Here is a 17,819-nt window from a genome sequence, read left to right on the forward strand (position 1 = left end):
GATTCTTACTGCACTGATATTAGTTTATCGGCCAATTTGCCGGATTGATAAGCTCTAAATCATCACACTTTAGTACTTTAATATGTTTGGGGTGAAGAGGGAGCAGTTGTAGGGCTTTAGCGTAATTGGTTAGTATCTGTTCCAATTGATTCGTTGAGCATACACCAACAATGGCTTGACTGATAAAATCAAAATGCAAGGCGATGGCTAGCGCTAAAATCATAGGAGTGCACTGTAATTCAGTACATACTTTGTGAAAGCGCTCAAAGTCACTCTTAAATTTATTAAAATGAGCTGGCAAGCTTTGTATATCACTTAATAAAGCGCCCTGAAGAAATAATGAACGAGTATGTACTTCGATATTATGGGTTTTGTATAATTCAAGGCATGCACTTTGGGCAAAGCGTTGATCAAAACAATTTAGTGGGATTTGAACTACGTCTATTGGGAAGTTGTCGCTTATCTTTGCTAATTGTTCTGGTGTGTATACAGAAACCCCTATTTTTTCACAAAGGCCTTGTGCTTTTATCTCAAGTGCTTGCTCAAAAAAAGTATTGGCTTCTGCAGATAATAGGTCATCTGCGTTATGAAAAAGTAACGCATAGACGCAGTCTACTTTTAAAGCTGCTAGGCTTTGCATAAAGGTTTGCTTAATGTCTTTATTTTCTGCATTTAGGCTAGGTATCTTGGTAACAATTTTAAAGGTCTCTAAGCTGTCATATTGACTAAGTGCTTGCTCACTTTTTCCATATGCACGAGCGGTATCTAACAATCTAATGCCAGATTGTTGCGCTAAATTAAGAATTTTTTTGATCTCATGGTTCTTGACTTGGCCATCATGATTGGTCACACCATAACTTAAGCCAAATTGAACAGTACCTATTGCTAACTTCATAAACATGCTTTTAATTGTTCAATAACTTTGTCTTGCTCATGTGTTTGCAGTTCAGGATACAATGGCAATGTAATAATAGACTCATAAAAGTGTTCAGCACTTTTACAATACCCTTTTTCAAAACCTAAAGCCTGATAATACGGTTGCCAATAGATAGGAATGTAGTGAACATTTACCCCGATCCCATTTTCTTTTAAATGCTCGAATACAGCACGCCTTTTTGTTGAATCATCAAGCAAAATGATAAACAAGTGATAACTGCTATAGTTTTCGGTATGTATGTTTACGCAAGATAGGGGTAGGCCTTTTAGGAGCTGTTTATATCGGCTTGCGAGTTGATTTCTGCGACTAACAAAACTATCTAACCGTGTTAACTGACTGCTGCCCAATGTAGCTTGTAAATCGGTCATACGATAATTAAACCCGAGCGCCATTTGTTCGTAATACCAACTGCCTTGGTTTTTGTCATTGATCAGAGTGGGATCTTTGGTGATCCCATGGCTTCTAAGATGAGAAAGTTTTTTGGCTAACTTTTTACAATTAGTTGTGGCAACGCCACCTTCACCAGTTGTGATAATTTTTACAGGATGAAAGCTAAATACACATATATCACTATATTGACATTTACCAACAGAGGCTTGCAGATAAGTAGCACCAATTGCGTGAGAAGCATCTTCAATGATTTTAAAATTGTAGTGTTTAGCCAGCTCAGCAATTTGCAGCATATCGCAAGATTGGCCTGTTAAATGAACAGGAATCACTACTTTTGGTAAACAGTTTAGTTTTTTTGCTTGTTCTAGTTTATTTCGTAAAGCAACTGTACACATTAAACCTGATTCAGGTTCTACATCCACAAAGTCAACTTCGCCACCACAATATAAAGCGCAGTTACTTGATGCAACAAAAGAGATTGGACTTGTCCAAATGCGATCGCCAACACCAACATCTAAAGCTAAACATGCAAGATGTAGGCAGGCTGTAGCATTACTTGCTGCTATAGCAAAGTTAGCACCGCAGTAGCTTGCGATTGCACTTTCAAACTCAGGAACTTGAGGGCCTTGAGTTAGAAAGTCAGACTTGAGTGTGTTTACAACAGCATCAATATCAGCTTGGCTGATATTTTGTTTTCCGTACGGGATCATTTTAGTGCTAGCTCATTGAAGCTTTTTATTTCACTGTCACTCAAAAACCGTTCGTTGTTTTTAGAGTTATACTCAAAACCAGGCTGAACAGCTTGGCCTTTTTCACTAAGTGCATTGGTGGTGTAGTCATTACTGCGACTACTAAATTTAATACCAGGAGCAATGACGTAGTGATCACTATACTCATAAGTGTCATAGCTTAAATCAGCAGGACACATGATCTCGTGAAGTTTTTCGCCTGGACGAATGCCAATGACCTTTAAAGGGAGGCTTGGCGCCATGGCTTTTGCTAAATCGACAATACGAATTGAAGGTATTTTAGGAACAAAAATTTCTCCTCCCAGCATGCGCTCAAAGTTTTTCAAAACGAAATCAACACCCTGCTGTAAGGTAATCCAAAACCGCGTCATATCAGCATGGGTAATAGGGATATGATCTTTTCCTTCATCAATAAACTTTTGAAATAGAGGTACAACAGAGCCTCTAGAGCATACAACGTTACCATAACGAACAACTGAAAATGTGGTTTGGTGCCCCCCAGAAATATTATTAGCAGCAACAAATAGCTTGTCGGATGCTAACTTAGTTGCACCATAAAGATTGATGGGGTTAGCTGCTTTATCGGTCGATAATGCAATCACTTTTTCCACTTCGTTATTCAGTGCTGCATCAATCACATTTTCAGCGCCAGTTATATTTGTTTTTATGCACTCCATCGGGTTATATTCTGCAGCAGGTACCTGTTTAAGGGCAGCAGCATGAATGACGAAATCAACACCACGCATCGCTCTGTTCAAACGCTCTTTATCTCTAACATCGCCAATGAAATAACGCATACAATCGCTATCAAATTCTTGCTGCATTTCAAACTGTTTCAGCTCATCTCGAGAAAATATGATAATTTTCTTTGGGTTATATCGCTCTAGCAATGTTTTTGTGTACTTTTTGCCAAATGAGCCTGTACCACCAGTGATAAGAATTGATTTATTGTCAAACATAAAGTCACCTAGCCCCTGCAATGATATGTTTACAAACCATGCAAAGTTTGAATATTGACCGATGTATAGGTCAGTTATAAATAATATAATTGTCAGTACTTTATAATACTTATTAGTGTTTTGCAGTAATTATGCCAATAGCAAACATAATAAACATGGCTTAGGGTGACATTTTTATCAAGAAAGACTAAAATTTAGACATAAATAGCATGTGATTTGAGCACGTAAATGTGCCTACAGGAGGAATTATGAAAATTTCACCACCAAGTTTTAGTGCGCTAAACCGTACAGAAGAAGCGGCTAGTAAAATTAATCAGCAGTTAGCTTCTGCCAAACGAGTTAATAGTGCTGCAGATGATGCAGCAGCATTGCAGATTATAGACCGATTAAACTCTCAACAAGATGGTTATCAGCAGTCAATAAGAAATGCGTACGATGGTATTTCATATTCACAAACTGCTGATGCCGCACTTTCAGGGGTTAATGATGCAGTAACTCGAATTGAGGAGCTATCTGTTCAAGCTGGTAACGGCGCTTTGAGTGATTCAGATAGGCAAGCTTTGCAAAGTGAAGTTGCGCAGTTGCAGACACAAATATCAGAAACTTTTGAGAATACTTCATTCGGTGGGGCCTCTGTTTTTACAGGCCAAGAAACGCAGTTTCAAGTTGGGCCTGATGCAAATACAACTCAGAGTTTAACTGTGCGAGATGGTAGTTTTGCAGATGATATCGCGAACATCGACATCTCCACTCAGGCTGGAGCTCAAGCCGCGCTTGATGTGACTAAGGTAGTTTCTGAAGATCTCAACACTCAGCGTGCGGAATTAGGGGCATTTGAAAATACAGTTGCAAGTAGAATTAAAAGTTTGGGAACTCAAGCTGAGAATATTGCAGCGAGCCAAAGTCGCATTGAAGATACCGACTATGCCAAAGTTATTTCTGAACAAACTGCTAATAATATTCTCTCACAAGCATCAATTGCTGTGCGTGGGCAAGCTAATCAATCGGCTTCAGCAGTACTCGGACTTTTATAGTAATTAATACAAAAGCATTGGTTTAATATATATCTGGTGGCATTTTTTTGGCGAAAGTGTCAAAAACTTGCCACCAAGGTATTGCATCCCTTTCTAACTGCCTTACAATCATAATATATTCATGCCAAAAGTAGTTGGACTTGTAAGATGGTTTTGATCTTAGACAATAATAATAACCGAGCTAGTAGTCTTTGTGGTGCTTTAACGTTTGTTGGTCAAGGCGCAAAAGTCATCGGCGAGTCTGATATTGATGACCAAGTTGCATTTCCAAAAGAGTCTATTATTGTGCTTGGTGCACTATCTGAACTTGACCATGAACAAGTAATTAAATCCCTGCCCGCATCTCCTTTTTTACTGATTGGTGAAACTCTAAAGCCTTTATTGAGCTTGGCAAATGTTGTTGGCCTTATCTCTGAGCCTTTTAGTCATGATGTGACAATGCAATTATTGCATGACTGCCAGCAATACCAACGTATGTTGCCGGGCAAATCAAGTAAGCACAATAGCAAAACGTTTGATGGTTTAGTTGGAGAAACAGACGCTGTTAAACAGGTGAGGTTTTTAATCTCTCAAGTTGCGAATACAGATGCTAATGTGCTTATTTTAGGTGAGTCTGGTACAGGTAAAGAGGTGGTTGCACGTAACGTTCACTTACTTTCAAAGCGTAGTCAGGGACCATTCGTACCTGTGAACTGTGGTGCCATACCTGGTGAATTACTTGAAAGTGAGTTGTTTGGTCATGAAAAAGGGGCATTTACAGGGGCTATCTCAGCACGTAAGGGGCGTTTTGAATTGGCACAAGGTGGCACGTTGTTCTTGGATGAAATTGGGGATATGCCACTGCAAATGCAAGTGAAATTACTGCGAGTGTTACAAGAGCGTAGTTACGAGCGGGTTGGTGGAACTAAGCCTATTCAGGCTGATGTACGGATAATTGCAGCCACACATCGCAACTTAGAAATAATGATCGAGTCAGGTAAGTTTCGCGAAGATTTATTTTATCGTTTGAATGTTTTTCCAATTGAAAACCCATCGTTACATGAACGAGCAGATGACATTCCACTTTTACTTAAAGAGCTGATGCGTCGCGTTAACGAGCAAAGTGGAACAACTGCGAAATTTACTGAACGCGCAATTGAAAGTTTAAAAGCGCATGATTGGCCCGGTAATATTCGCGAGCTTGCTAATTTAGTGGAGCGTATGGTTATTATGTTCCCAGATAAAGTGGTTGATGTTACTGATTTACCTAATAAATATCGCTATATTGAAGTAGATGCATACGAGCCAGAATATCCCGAAGAGCTGCTTGAAAAAGACGCGTTTAATGAACTATTCAGCGATGGCTTTAGTGACTTTGAAGAGGAAGGAGAAGAGGCTGCTGATGCGATGAATGGTTCATCTCACATTGGTTTATTACCCGATGCGGGTATTGAACTTAAAGATTACTTAGCTGATCTAGAAGTGAGTTTAATTACGCAAGCACTTGAGCGTTATGATTATGTGGTGGCACGTGCTGCAGAAGTGCTAGGGGTTAGACGTACTACACTGGTAGAGAAAATGAAAAAATATAACCTTAATCGAGATTAGGGTTTGTTGCTCTTTGAGGTATGAAATTTTGTTCTAATCAAAGACTTTTAATACGCCAAATGAGCAGCATAGTATAATTAGTTATGTAAGTTACGAATGTCAAAGTTGTGAAAGCCTTTGGTTGAACTCTACAAGCAGCGCGAGTTGGCGGTTTATTCTAAGCTTTTGGCTAACTTACATAGAATAGCTATGCGATGTAGCCTCTGCCTTGTCTAAAACCCTAACTTACTGCGGTAAAAACAAACTACAAAGATAAACAACCTCTAGATTTAATCGCGGCAAAATCAATGTTTTTATAACTATCGATAATTTGTTGCTTTCTAAAGCAGCGGTTGTCATGATCATTAATCATGCCACAAGCCTGCATATGTGCGTATACCGTAGTTGGCCCTAAAAACTTAAATCCTCTTTGTTTTAAATCTTTGGCGAATGCGACGCTTAGCTCACTTTGAGAATGGTAATCTATTTTACTCATGATTTGATTAACAATAGGAAAGTAATTAACAAATTGCCATTGATAGCTGGCAAAACTCCCGTGACTACGTTGAATCTCAATAAATGCCTTTGCATTATTAATCGTGGCTTGTATTTTTTTTTCGTTACGTACTATCCCTGTGTTATTCATTAGCTTTATTAAATCTTGCTCGCCCATGGCGGCAACAAGCTTTACATCAAATTGAGCAAATGCAGTTTTATATGCTGCTCTTTTTTTTAAAATGGTGTACCAACTGAGGCCTGCTTGGGCTGATTCTAATGTGATAAACTCAAATAGTGTTCGGTCATCAAGTACTGGTACACCCCACTCTTGGTCATGATAGTGAATATAATCTTCTTTACTTAGGTCTAACCACATGCACCGTGTACACATTTTAATTCCTTTAATAAATCATTCAAAAATTAATTGTACATGATCTGTATAAAAAGACAGTGTCAAAAATATGTTGTAAAACTTTATAGGTAAGTTGTTGTAAAATAGCTGTTTTATTTTGGCCTGAATCCTGCATTAGCCTATATAGAGTTTTAATTTAGAGAGCTATGTTATGGCATTAGCACATGTTTTGAATCCACAATTCTTGCCACCAGCACAATTTTCTGCCGGTTTGCTTCAAGAAGCATATGTGGGAGAGTTGAGTGAATTACGTCAACAAGCAAGTTGGTTAAGCCATTTGGTGCACACTATGCCTGCGGGAGTCGTTGTACTTGATGGTCAAGGCATGATAGCAAAAGCAAATCAGATCGCTATTGATATGCTAGGAGAGCCGCTAGAAGGTGAGAAGTGGTTCAATATTATTCAGCGTTCTTTTAACCCAAAGCAAGATGATGGCCATGAAATTTCTCTTAAAGATGGACGATTGATCAAACTTGATATAACAGCGCTCGCCCCAGAGCCTGGACAGCTAATTTTAATGACAGATTTAACTGAAACGCGACGTTTGCAATCCAGAGTTGCGCATATGCAGCGTTTGAGTGCATTGGGTAAAATGGTAGCTTCATTGGCTCACCAAGTACGTACCCCTTTGTCTGCTGCAATGTTATATGCAGCAAATTTAGGCAGTGGCACGTTACCAAAAGCATCTCGTACGCGATTTCATGAAAAGCTCTTGTCTAGGCTTAAAGATCTCGAGTCTCAAGTGAATGATATGTTGTTGTTCGCAAAAAGTGGTGAGCAGCAAGTTGTTGAGACTGTTTCAATGGGACAATTGCTCAATGAAGTTAAAGCTGGTGCTGATGCTATGGTGGCCATGAACAATAGTGCATTAGATGTGTTATTACCTGAGCCGGACATTGCGGTTACAGGTAATAAGACAGCCCTTGCTAGTGCAGTACAAAACTTGATACACAACAGTATTCAAATTATTGGCTCACAAGCCGAAATTAAAGTAAGTGCAAAGCGTGAAGACGATAAAGTGCGAATTTCCGTTATAGATAACGGCCCAGGTATAGACCCGCAAATAGCAGAAAAAGTATTTGAACCGTTTTTTACAACAAAAAGCCAAGGCACAGGTCTTGGACTTGCGGTGGTGAGCTCGGTGGCTAATTCTCACAAAGGGCAAGCAGAAGTACAAAATATGCCAGATGGCGGTGCATGTTTCAGTTTACTTCTTCCTATTTCATTCAATACCGAACAGTTGGAGGTTGTATGAGTCATTCTATTTTAGTAGTGGAAGATGATGCGGGGCTCAGAGAAGCGCTAATTGACACCTTACATTTATCTGGATTTGATTGTGTCGAAGCATCTAGTGCTGAGCAGGCTGTTATTTTGCTAAAGCAGGCAAGCTTTTCTTTGGTTGTCAGTGACGTTCAAATGGGCACTATGAGCGGGATTGATTTGCTTAGAACAATTAAGCTAAATTACCCAGACTTACCAGTGTTGATGATGACTGCGTATGCAACCATTGACGATGCTGTAGAAGCGATGCGATTAGGCGCTATTGATTATATGGCTAAACCTTTTGCGCCTGAGGTTTTACTGAATATGGTAAGCCGCTACATGCCAGTGAAAGAAAAAGAAACTGATGGCCCTGTTGTTAAAGACCCACAAAGCCTCCAGTTACTTGAATTGGCAGCCAAAGTCGCAAAATCAGATGCGAGTGTAATGGTACTTGGACCAAGTGGTTCAGGTAAAGAAGTTTTGGCGCGCTATATTCATGATAAGTCTGAGCGTGCGCAAGAAGCATTTGTTGCCATAAACTGTGCTGCGATACCAGAGAATATGCTAGAAGCAACGCTATTTGGTTATGAGAAAGGTGCGTTTACGGGGGCTATCCAAGCATGTCCAGGCAAATTTGAACAAGCCCAAAAGGGCACTATTTTACTTGATGAAATCACTGAAATGGACCTAGCACTGCAAGCAAAGCTGCTCAGGATCTTGCAAGAGCGTGAAGTAGAGCGACTGGGTGGTAGAAAAACCATAGAGCTTGATGTGCGTGTACTGGCTACCAGTAACCGAGACTTAAAAGAAGCCGTCGCTGCTGGTAATTTTAGAGAAGATTTGTATTATCGGCTTAATGTGTTTCCTCTAATGTGGTTACCATTGTGTGAGCGTCCAGAGGATATAGTGGTGCTTGCAGAGCACTTAATTTCAAGGCATTGCACTAAAGCGAGTAAACCGGTCCCCACACTGTGTGAGGATGCCAAACAAAAGCTCTTATCACATTTTTGGCCAGGCAATGTACGTGAACTAGATAATGTTGTGCAGCGGGCTTTGATATTACACCAAGGCTTGCAAGTTAATGCGGATGACATTTTTATAGAAAGTCATCAGCCTATTTTGTCTAAAAATAACAATAAAGCAATTGAGCAAATTCAAGTTGAGTTGTCTACTAAATGTGAAACACTCGACAGTGTAGATAATCAAAGTTATAAAACAGAGTTACAAGATAAGGAACATCAAATGATTTTGGACACCTTATCTCGATGCCAAGGTAAGCGCAAAGACGTGGCTGAAATATTAGGGATGAGCCCTCGAACGTTACGGTATAAGTTAGCGAAAATGCGTGACATGGGGATCCCACTACCAGCTTAACCCCTTCCAAATACCATGAGCCAGTTTAATACTGGCTTTTTCTAGTCAAAATCATGACAGCCCGCTTTGCTTGTAACTAACTGTTATAGTTGGTTTTTATTTTGGCATGAATTGTGCTTTATCTATGTATCTTTAGTAAAAAGGGTGAGCACAATGAACATTCAACCCAATGCTTTATATCAAGAAATGCAGTCGTTAGCTTCAGAAGCTACACGCAATAAACCGCAAGATAGTCTGCCAGTACAGACATCAGCAAATTCATCAGCGCAGTTTGGCGATATGCTATCAGATGCTATTAATACGGTCAGTGGCTTGCAAAAAGATGCAAAATCAAAAGTAACGGCACTGGAGATGGGTGATCGCAGCGTGTCGCTCGCTGAAGTCATGATTGCTTCTCAAAAATCGTCAGTGGCTTTTGAGGCGACGGTACAAGTTAGAAATAAGCTTGTAGAGTCATATAAACAAATCATGAGCATGCCTGTTTAAGCTTAGGTAGTGGAGAATAACTGTGGCAACGAATCAATCAACAGAACTGGCTTTATCGGATGGCGCAACTGGTGCAGATTCTGGTGAACAGCAAGAGCAAAAATCAGGTTATCTGAGTGCGCTAAGTGGCGTTGATATGCTTCGCCAAGTTACTTTAATTATTGCCTTAGCTATCTGCTTAGCTATTGCTGTGTTTATTATTATTTGGGCACAGCAACCAGATATGCGCCCACTTGGTCAATATCCTACCGAAGAGCTAGTGCAAACATTGGACTTTTTAGACGCTCAAAAAATTGATTATGAATTAGATGGCAATACCATATTGGTAGCTGAAAATGATTATCAAACCATAAAATTACAAATGGCACGTGATGGATTTACGCAAGCACCAAGTTCGGGTACGGATATTTTAATGCAGGACATGGGCTTTGGTGTCAGCCAAAGATTAGAGCGAGAACGGTTAAAGCATAGTCGTGAGCAGCAGCTAGCGCGTACAATTGAAGAATTAGACGACATTAATCGTGCCAAAGTATTGTTAGCTATACCAAAAGAGAACGTGTTTGCTCGTCGTGAGAAAAAGCCATCAGCTACCGTAGTACTCACATTAAAACGTGGCAGAACCCTAGGTGGTGAAGAAATAGATTCAATAGTGGATATCATTGCTTCTGCTGTACAAGGACTAGAACCAGCGCGAGTGACTGTTACAGATCAAAATGGTCGCTTACTGAATTCAGGCTCGCAAGATTCGCTTGCAGCACGTTCTCGTAAAGAGTATGACCTTGAGCGTAAAAGAGAGCAAGAATATCTAGAAAAGATTGACAGTATTTTGATCCCTGTTATTGGATTAGGTAAGTACACTGCTCAGGTTGATTTAACGATGGACTTTAGTGCTATCGAAGAGACCCAAAAACGCTACAACCCGGACTTGCCAGCGGTACGCAGTGAGACAACATTTGAAGAGAATAACATTGGTGGTTTGGCTGTCGGTATTCCCGGCGCTTTAAGTAATCAACCCCCAGTCAACTCAAATATTCCTGAAGTAGCAGGTAATGGTAATGCGGGCAGTGCATCTAATCCAAGCCGAATGCAAAAAGAAGCAACGCGAAACTATGAATTAGACACTACAATTAGTCATAAGCGTCAACAAACTGGCGTGATCCGTCGCATCAGTGTATCGGTGGCGGTTGATTATTTACCCAAAGCAGATGCTGAAGGCAATGTAACGCTGCAACCACGAGCACAAGAAGATTTAGCAAACATTCGCCGTTTGTTACAAGGTGGAGTTGGCTTTGATATGCAACGAGGTGATGCACTAGAAGTGGTAACAGTGCCATTTGTACGAGAAGACATGGCTGAAGCTGCAGAGTTGCCACTTTGGGAGCAAGAGTGGTTTATGAAAACGACTCGTTTAGCGTTAGGTGCTCTGGTTATCATTGTACTGATTCTAGCGGTTGTTAGACCGATGTTGAAACGTTTAATTTATCCAGATGATACGTTAGAAGAGTTTGATGAAGATTCACTTACGGCAGGCGTGGATTTAGGTGATAGTACGTTAGATATGCTAAATCACGAATTTGACTCAGCTGCTGTTGGCTTCTCATCAGATGGTACTTTACAATTACCTGACTTACATGGTGACGAAGACTTACTCAAAGCGGTACGTGCACTCGTTGCCAATGAACCAGAATTATCATCACAAGTAGTGAAAGCGTGGTTAACAGAAGATGACTGATGAAGAACAAAAACAACTACCCGCTGCGTATGACGTCAATAAACTTGATGGCGTAGATAAAGCCGCCATTTTGTTGCTTAGCTTATCGGAAGAAGATGCTGCACAAATTTTAAAGCACTTAGAGCCTAAGCAAGTACAACGTGTCGGCATGGCAATGGCCGCACTTGATGATTTGTCGCAAGCAAAAATAAGTGCTGTTCATAATCTGTTTATAGAACAAATACAAAGTTTTAGTACCATTGGGTTCCAATCTGAAGACTTTATCAAAAAAGCACTTACAGCGGCGCTTGGTGAAGATAAGGCGGCAAGCCTTATTGATCAAATTGTGATGGGCTCAGGGGCTAAAGGCCTTGATTCTTTAAAATGGATGGATTCAAAACAGGTTGCCAATATTATCCGTAATGAGCACCCGCAAATTCAAACAATCGTATTGTCATATTTGGAGCCTGAGCAATCAGCTGAGATCTTGTCACAATTTCCAGAAAAAGTGCGACTTGACTTAACGATGCGTATTGCAAATCTTGAAGAAGTACAACCTGCTGCATTGCAGGAGCTAAACGAGATTATGGAAAAACAATTTGCTGGTCAAGCAGGCGCACAAGCCGCGAAAATGGGTGGTTTAAAAGCTGCTGCTGATATAATGAACTACTTAGATACCAATGTCGAAGGGCAGTTAATGGACTCAATTCGTGAGCATGACGAAGAAATGTCGCAACAAATTCAGGACTTAATGTTCGTATTTGAAAACTTATTGGATGTGGATGATCGCGGTATTCAGGCAATATTACGTGAAGTACAGCAAGATGTGCTTATGAAAGCAATCAAAGGTACGGATGATGCACTTAAAGATAAAATTCTCGGTAATATGTCAAAACGTGCAGCAGAAATGCTCGCTGATGATTTAGAAGCTATGCCACCTGTGCGTATAAGCGAAGTAGAAGCCGCACAAAAAGAGATCTTATCTACAGCCCGTCGTCTGGCTGATTCAGGTGAAATTATGCTTGGTGGCGGTGGTGGTGAGGAGTTCTTATAATTTATGACTGATACTAAATTTTATAAAGGTCGGCCTGTTGAGGGCGAAGCACTTGATGAGTTACTGAAAAACTGGCCTATTCCTGATGTATCAGAAGATCCTCGTAAGTATTCGGGCCGTTCAACTGCCTTTGGTAAGCCACTGGAGCAAGTATATCAAAAGCCTGAAAAGAAACCGAAAGACTCTGATAGCCAAGAGCCGGAATTCCCGACTTTGACCTTGGAAGAGTTAGAGCAAATTCGCCAAGATGCTTACGATGAAGGTATCAAACAAGGTCATGAGCAAGGCTATATTGATGGCTTTGATAAGGGTGTATCTGAAGGCAAAGAAGCGGGTTACAAAGAAGGTGTTGAGATTGGTAAACAACAAGGGGAAGATGAAGCAAAGCCGCTCATCGAAGAAAAGCTACAGACATTGACGCTTATTGTGAATGAATTACATGAGCCATTACGTTTGGTTGATGAACAATGTGAAAAGCAGTTAGTACAGTTAGCCAATTTATTGGCGCAGGAAGTTATTTTTCGTGAAGTAGCCTTAGATCCAAACGTTGTTTTACTCGCCTTAAAAAAAGCCATGGATGCGTTACCTATTTCGGATCAAACAGTAAAAGTGCATTTGCATCCTGATGACCTAGAACTTGTTAAAACGGCCTACGGTGAGCAGCAACTCGCAGCACAACATTGGCATCTATTGCCTGAACCCACTTTAGAAAGAGGGGGCGTAGAGGTAAAAACGTCTCAATCTTCTATCGACATGACACTCAAAACAAGAATGAAAGAAATTTTGGAAGACTTTTTGCATGACAGTGGTATCGAGTCGTAATATTTGGCTATACCATGAGTGTTGAAAGTCCGCTTGCTGAGCGTTTATCAAAATATAAAAAGCATATCAGACCATTTACAGTGCCCGTCGCTGGCAGTTTAACGAGAGTTGTAGGTTTAACGCTTGAAGCACGGGGGCTTAGTGCGCCAGTAGGAAGCCAGTGTAAAATTGAAACTACTCGAGGGCTGGTGGATGCAGAAGTCGTTGGTTTTAACGATGATACTTTATATCTAATGCCTAATGATCACATATCAGGTGTGTTACCAGGCGCTCGTGTTATTCCACAATTGAAAGAAACGGGATTGCCTGTTGGCATGAGCTTGCTTGGCCGTGTAGTTGATGGTTTAGGGCGGCCTCTTGATGGACTTGGAGCAATCCACGCTGAGCACACGCTTAAATTTGCACAAAATACCATTAACCCGCTTGCGAGAAGACCCATTAATCAGCCTATGGATGTGGGGGTAAGGGCAATTAACTCGGTTATTACAGTTGGACGAGGCCAGAGGATGGGCTTATTCGCAGGAAGTGGTGTGGGTAAGTCAGTGCTACTTGGTATGATGACACGAGGAAGTGAAGCCGATGTAATTGTCGTAGGTTTAGTGGGTGAGCGTGGCCGTGAGGTTAAAGAGTTTATAGATGAGATTTTAGGTGCAGAGGGACGTAAGCGCTCAGTGGTGGTAGCGGCTCCCGCAGATGCATCACCACTGATGCGTTTGAAAGGGTGTGAAAGTGCAGTAACTATTGCTGAATACTTCCGTGATCAAGGCTTGAACGTTTTATTGTTATTAGATTCTGTCACTCGATATGCCATGGCGCAACGTGAAATAGCACTGGCTGTGGGTGAGCCACCTGCGACAAAAGGCTATCCACCTTCAGTGTTCGCAAAATTACCCGCGTTGGTTGAGCGTGCTGGCAATGGTGGGGAAGGGCAAGGTTCAATCACCGCTTTTTTCACGGTGTTAAGCGAAGGGGATGATATGCAAGACCCGATTGCTGATGCTGCTAGAGCAATACTTGATGGGCACATTGTGCTTTCGCGAGATTTGGCTGATAGCGGCCATTACCCTGCAATTGATATAGAAAAATCAATAAGTCGAGTCATGCCTCAAGTGATCTCTGAAAGTCACTTGCAGCAGGCAAGAGTACTTAAACAAGTTTATGCAATGTATCAACAAAACAAAGACATGATCACATTAGGAGCATATCAAAAAGGCAGTGACCAAATGCTTGATCAGGCAATTATTATGATGCCAACAATCAATGGTTTTTTACAGCAAGGGATGAAAGAAGTACTTAATTATGATCAGTGCTTACAAGAGCTTGCTAAGTTGCTAGGACAAGAATGATGGCCAATAATAAACTAGATTTACTCTATAAACTTGAGTCAGAAAAAGAAGAATCTCTGCGAGTTAACTATATGCAGGCGCAGCATCACTTAAACGATAATCAGCAGAAGCTATCTGGGCTTAATGATTTTCGTTTAGAGTATGCTCAGCAACTTCACATTAAGGCAAAGCAAGGTTTGACCAGTGGCGGTTTTACTCAATATCATGCGTTTATAAAAAAGATTGAAGAAGCTATTTTACAACAAGCAAGCACGGTTAATACTGCGAAACAGGTGGTTGAGCAACGAAAAACGCTTTGGCTTGCTCAGCAAGTTAAAGCAAAGGCCATTGCAAAACTAATAGAGAAAAAACAAGTCGCCCATCAAACACGTATAAATAAAGCAGAGCAAAAAATGCTAGATGAGTTTGCAACAAATCAGTTTATGCGTCGCCGAGCTTAATATTATGGCTCGATTTTTGCTGCTAACTCATTAGTGATGTAATTGCGGTTCAAAATTGCCGCCTCGCAGGTACCCAAATGCTTAATATAACTTTTAACAATACTAAGACTTTAGCGAATGGAACAGGTTCGCAAGATGTTTTCAGCACGCAAAGTGATAATTTAGCGGACGAACCGAATAGTTTCCTTTCTACATTTAAGATGTTAACCGATGCAAGTGACAAAGAAACCCCTGACACTTCAGTTTCTGACACTTCAGTTTCTGACACTTCAGCTTCTGACACTTCAACTTCTGACACTTCAACTTCTGACACTTCAACTTCTGACACTTCAACTTCTAAAGAATTAATAGTTGATAGCTCTGACTCAGCCAGCAATTTGGCAAAGCAAGCGTTATCAACTTCAACAACTGAAAACCAAAACCAGTTAGCTGAAGAGCCAACTGAGGAAGTTTCAGACCACAAGCCAGTGGTAGCGGAATCGACCAAACAGCAGGTATTACCTAAAGCAGTCGATGAGCTAATAGCTCAGATCAACGCCGCGAATCAACAAAAAACGGATGTAGTCGTGCATCCAATAGCCACTTCCAATGAAGGCGAAGTTAGTCAGGCCGATACAATAAAAATAATTGATTTTTTAAATTCGAAAAAAAGTACTTCAACTTCTCATTTAGAGGGTGAGTCGGTTTCAGTTGTGAAAAATACAGACTTTAATCGTGTTGAGGAGGTTGACAAAATGGTTGGCTCTGAAACTAAAGTGAATGAACTAGTTGATTCAGATACGAAAATGAGTAAGGAAGAAATTGTTACTCCATTAAAGTTAAACGCACAAATAAAAAATGAAGCTGGGGAAGCTGCTCGTGAAGGTAAAGACCAATTATTGCAGCAAACTTTACAGCCCAGCAAAGCAGAATTGGCACATAAGCTTGAAAAAGTAAGTTCACAGATTGAGCATAGCAAGGAAGTTAAAGAAGCAGGTGATCAGATAAAAACACCAGCTGATACGAGAAGTTTGAATGAAGATAAGCAAAGTATTGCTGCGTTACATACATCACAACAAGGTGATGTGGAACAACAATCAGCTGATACACCATCCGTGAGAAAACAAAATGAATTGGCCAAACAAATAGGTGAAATAGTAAAGCAAACTGAGTCCCACTTACCAAAAGAAAGCACAAGTTTAGCATCGATTAAAGAGTACTCTGTAGAGCAACGACTAGCGCAACAGTTAGCCTCTTTAACACCTAAAGAAAGAAGTGCGCTAAAGCAGGGCTTACAGCAGTTAACTAATGAGGGAAGGTCTACACCGCTTGTTGAGCAAGCGTTATCTCAACTGAAGGCGTTAGAAGAAAAGCAGGTTTTTACCGATAAGTCATTATCCAATGACGCTAACTTAGCAGCAGCAAGTGTTTTAGTGGCTAAAAACAAGCCAGCAGCGTACAACAGTACCAAAGTAGATAAAGATACAGCTAAGCATGAAGCTAAATTTGGAATTAAGACTGAAGGAAATCACGGCGCAGAGCAAAACGTGAGTTCCAAAATAAAACAAGACATGAGTGCGTCAATATCCTCTTTGGGTCAAGCGATGCCGACGCCTCAAGTAGAGCAACTATTTAAAGCAATTGCGGCTCCATTAACAAATGGAAGTGCTTCACAATATACTGAATTTGTTAATTATATGCAGCAATTAGACGAAGCCCCTAAAAATATTCAAACACAGCAAAACCATGCAACAGCGCAAAAAATACAAGTAGATCCACAAATGTTACAAGCGGTAAATATTGCTAGAAATGATGCTGCGAAAATACTGCAAGAGAAAGTGTCTATGATGCTGAACTTGAATAATCAAGAGGCTGAAATACGTTTAGACCCCAGAGAGCTAGGCGCTATGCAAATACGTATCCGAACGGATGCAGAGCAGGCACAAGTAAACTTTATCGTTCAAAATCAGCAAGCTAAAGATTTGCTAGAGCAGTCTATGCCAAAATTAAAAGAGATGCTTGCAGAGCAAGGCATTGAACTTGGAGAAAGTAATATAGAGCAAGGTGATGGGTCACAAGGCGAGCAAGAGTTAGGCTCTGAACAGCAAGGGCAGTCACAATCGTCATCGTTGGAGCACGGTGAGGACGAAAAAAATAGTCAATCACCGACTCAACAATCTCTAAACGATGGTTCTTCAATAGATTATTACGCCTAACTACTGCTATTATATAGAAATAGGCCCTTAGCTTTGTAGCTTAAACAAGGATTAACATGGCAGAAGAAACCGATTTAGAGATTGAAGAAACGGGTGGTAATAAAAAGAAAATTATTATTATTGCAGCTATTGCCGCAGTAGTTTTAGTCGTTGTAGCAGTATTGTTTTTAACATCCGCTGATGATGAGCCTGTTGAAACTCTAGCAGAAGAAGAAACGGTATCTCAGACTGTTGAATCAAGTAGCTCTTCTGCTGAAACAGGCAGTGCACTATATGTTGCAATGCCAAGGCCATTTGTTTTTAACGTACCAGGTGCGAGTCGAGATCGTATTGTACAAATAAAAGTGCAACTACTTGTGCGTGGGGATGTTAATGAAGAAGTTGCTAAAAAACATATTCCTCTTATTGAAGGTACACTTTTGAGTGTCTTTTCTACCACAACAGCTGATGAATTGAGTACGAGTGCAGGAAAAGAAACATTACGCTTGTCAGCCGTTGATAAAGTTCAAGAAGCAATGGAAGGGGTTGAAGGTAGTAAAGTCATTGAACGCGTACTTTTTACCGGCTTTGTAATGCAGTGAGG

General features: G+C 40.6%; 16 protein-coding genes. 12 read left to right on the top strand and 4 right to left on the bottom strand.

The annotated features are described in order from the left end of the window. Window positions 1-19: 19 nt before the first annotated feature. From OCI93_RS09460 to pseB, 3 genes are read right to left on the bottom strand one after another with little or no spacing between them, the layout of a single operon-like run. Window positions 20-895 carry an aldo/keto reductase gene (locus OCI93_RS09460; RefSeq protein ID WP_261592191.1) on the bottom strand — a complete coding sequence of 292 codons (876 nt, stop codon included), beginning with the start codon at window positions 893-895 and terminating at the stop codon, window positions 20-22. Then, on the bottom strand, window positions 892-2,037 hold the full coding sequence (gene pseC / locus OCI93_RS09465) for a UDP-4-amino-4,6-dideoxy-N-acetyl-beta-L-altrosamine transaminase (RefSeq protein ID WP_261592192.1): 1,146 nt from the start codon (window positions 2,035-2,037) through the stop codon (window positions 892-894). Before pseC ends, OCI93_RS09460 begins: the two co-directional genes overlap by 4 nt. After that, window positions 2,034-3,035 (bottom strand): UDP-N-acetylglucosamine 4,6-dehydratase (inverting), encoded by a 1,002-nt coding sequence (gene pseB / locus OCI93_RS09470; protein ID WP_261592193.1) that lies wholly within the window; start codon window positions 3,033-3,035, stop codon window positions 2,034-2,036. Before pseB ends, pseC begins: the two co-directional genes overlap by 4 nt. Before the next feature lie 248 nt (window positions 3,036-3,283). Here pseB and OCI93_RS09475 point away from each other — a divergent pair, with 248 nt between their 5' ends. Then, window positions 3,284-4,069, top strand: coding sequence for a flagellin N-terminal helical domain-containing protein (locus tag OCI93_RS09475; protein WP_261592194.1), 786 nt, complete (start codon window positions 3,284-3,286; stop codon window positions 4,067-4,069). 147 nt (window positions 4,070-4,216) lie between these two features. Continuing rightward, on the top strand, window positions 4,217-5,656 hold the full coding sequence (locus OCI93_RS09480) for a sigma-54 dependent transcriptional regulator (protein WP_261592195.1): 1,440 nt from the start codon (window positions 4,217-4,219) through the stop codon (window positions 5,654-5,656). A gap of 244 nt (window positions 5,657-5,900) precedes the next feature. On the opposite strand, the gene OCI93_RS09485 is transcribed toward OCI93_RS09480, so the two are convergent. Next, the gene (locus OCI93_RS09485) at window positions 5,901-6,524 is read right to left on the bottom strand and encodes a DNA-3-methyladenine glycosylase I (protein WP_261626284.1); all 624 of its coding nucleotides are present in this window, start codon (window positions 6,522-6,524) and stop codon (window positions 5,901-5,903) included. A 172-nt stretch (window positions 6,525-6,696) separates the two neighbouring features. Between OCI93_RS09485 and OCI93_RS09490 the strand changes: the two genes are divergently transcribed. The 10 genes from OCI93_RS09490 (at window position 6,697) to fliL (ending at window position 17,817) form a co-directional block, all read left to right on the top strand. Then, window positions 6,697-7,800, top strand: a complete 1,104-nt coding sequence (locus OCI93_RS09490) for a sensor histidine kinase (RefSeq protein ID WP_261592197.1) — start codon at window positions 6,697-6,699, stop codon at window positions 7,798-7,800. Beyond that, window positions 7,797-9,182 (top strand): sigma-54-dependent transcriptional regulator, encoded by a 1,386-nt coding sequence (locus tag OCI93_RS09495; protein ID WP_261592198.1) that lies wholly within the window; start codon window positions 7,797-7,799, stop codon window positions 9,180-9,182. Before OCI93_RS09490 ends, OCI93_RS09495 begins: the two co-directional genes overlap by 4 nt. A gap of 153 nt (window positions 9,183-9,335) precedes the next feature. Next, entirely contained in the window at window positions 9,336-9,668 is a 333-nt protein-coding gene (gene fliE / locus OCI93_RS09500) for a flagellar hook-basal body complex protein FliE (protein ID WP_261592199.1), read from the top strand. A 22-nt stretch (window positions 9,669-9,690) separates the two neighbouring features. Further along, window positions 9,691-11,400: a flagellar basal-body MS-ring/collar protein FliF gene (gene fliF / locus OCI93_RS09505; protein WP_261592200.1), complete on the top strand. Its 1,710-nt coding sequence runs from the start codon at window positions 9,691-9,693 to the stop codon at window positions 11,398-11,400. Next, window positions 11,393-12,433 (top strand): flagellar motor switch protein FliG, encoded by a 1,041-nt coding sequence (gene fliG / locus OCI93_RS09510; protein WP_152085494.1) that lies wholly within the window; start codon window positions 11,393-11,395, stop codon window positions 12,431-12,433. Before fliF ends, fliG begins: the two co-directional genes overlap by 8 nt. Window positions 12,434-12,436: 3 nt before the next feature. Then, on the top strand, window positions 12,437-13,255 hold the full coding sequence (fliH, locus tag OCI93_RS09515) for a flagellar assembly protein FliH (protein WP_261592201.1): 819 nt from the start codon (window positions 12,437-12,439) through the stop codon (window positions 13,253-13,255). 14 nt (window positions 13,256-13,269) lie between these two features. Continuing rightward, complete coding sequence (gene fliI / locus OCI93_RS09520) at window positions 13,270-14,601, top strand: flagellar protein export ATPase FliI (RefSeq protein WP_261592202.1); 1,332 nt, start codon at window positions 13,270-13,272, stop codon at window positions 14,599-14,601. Further along, a complete protein-coding gene (gene fliJ / locus OCI93_RS09525) occupies window positions 14,601-15,041 on the top strand; it encodes a flagellar export protein FliJ (protein ID WP_261592429.1) in 441 nt (146 codons plus the stop codon). The genes fliI and fliJ overlap by 1 nt, the downstream gene beginning before the upstream one ends. A gap of 77 nt (window positions 15,042-15,118) precedes the next feature. Next, window positions 15,119-17,236, top strand: coding sequence for a flagellar hook-length control protein FliK (locus OCI93_RS09530; RefSeq protein WP_261626285.1), 2,118 nt, complete (start codon window positions 15,119-15,121; stop codon window positions 17,234-17,236). A 56-nt stretch (window positions 17,237-17,292) separates the two neighbouring features. Next, a complete protein-coding gene (fliL, locus tag OCI93_RS09535) occupies window positions 17,293-17,817 on the top strand; it encodes a flagellar basal body-associated protein FliL (RefSeq protein WP_261592204.1) in 525 nt (174 codons plus the stop codon). Window positions 17,818-17,819: the final 2 nt, after the last annotated feature.

Origin of the sequence: Pseudoalteromonas holothuriae, assembly GCF_945859825.1 — a bacterium.
In the GTDB taxonomy this organism is placed as follows: Bacteria; Pseudomonadota; Gammaproteobacteria; order Enterobacterales; family Alteromonadaceae; genus Pseudoalteromonas; species Pseudoalteromonas holothuriae.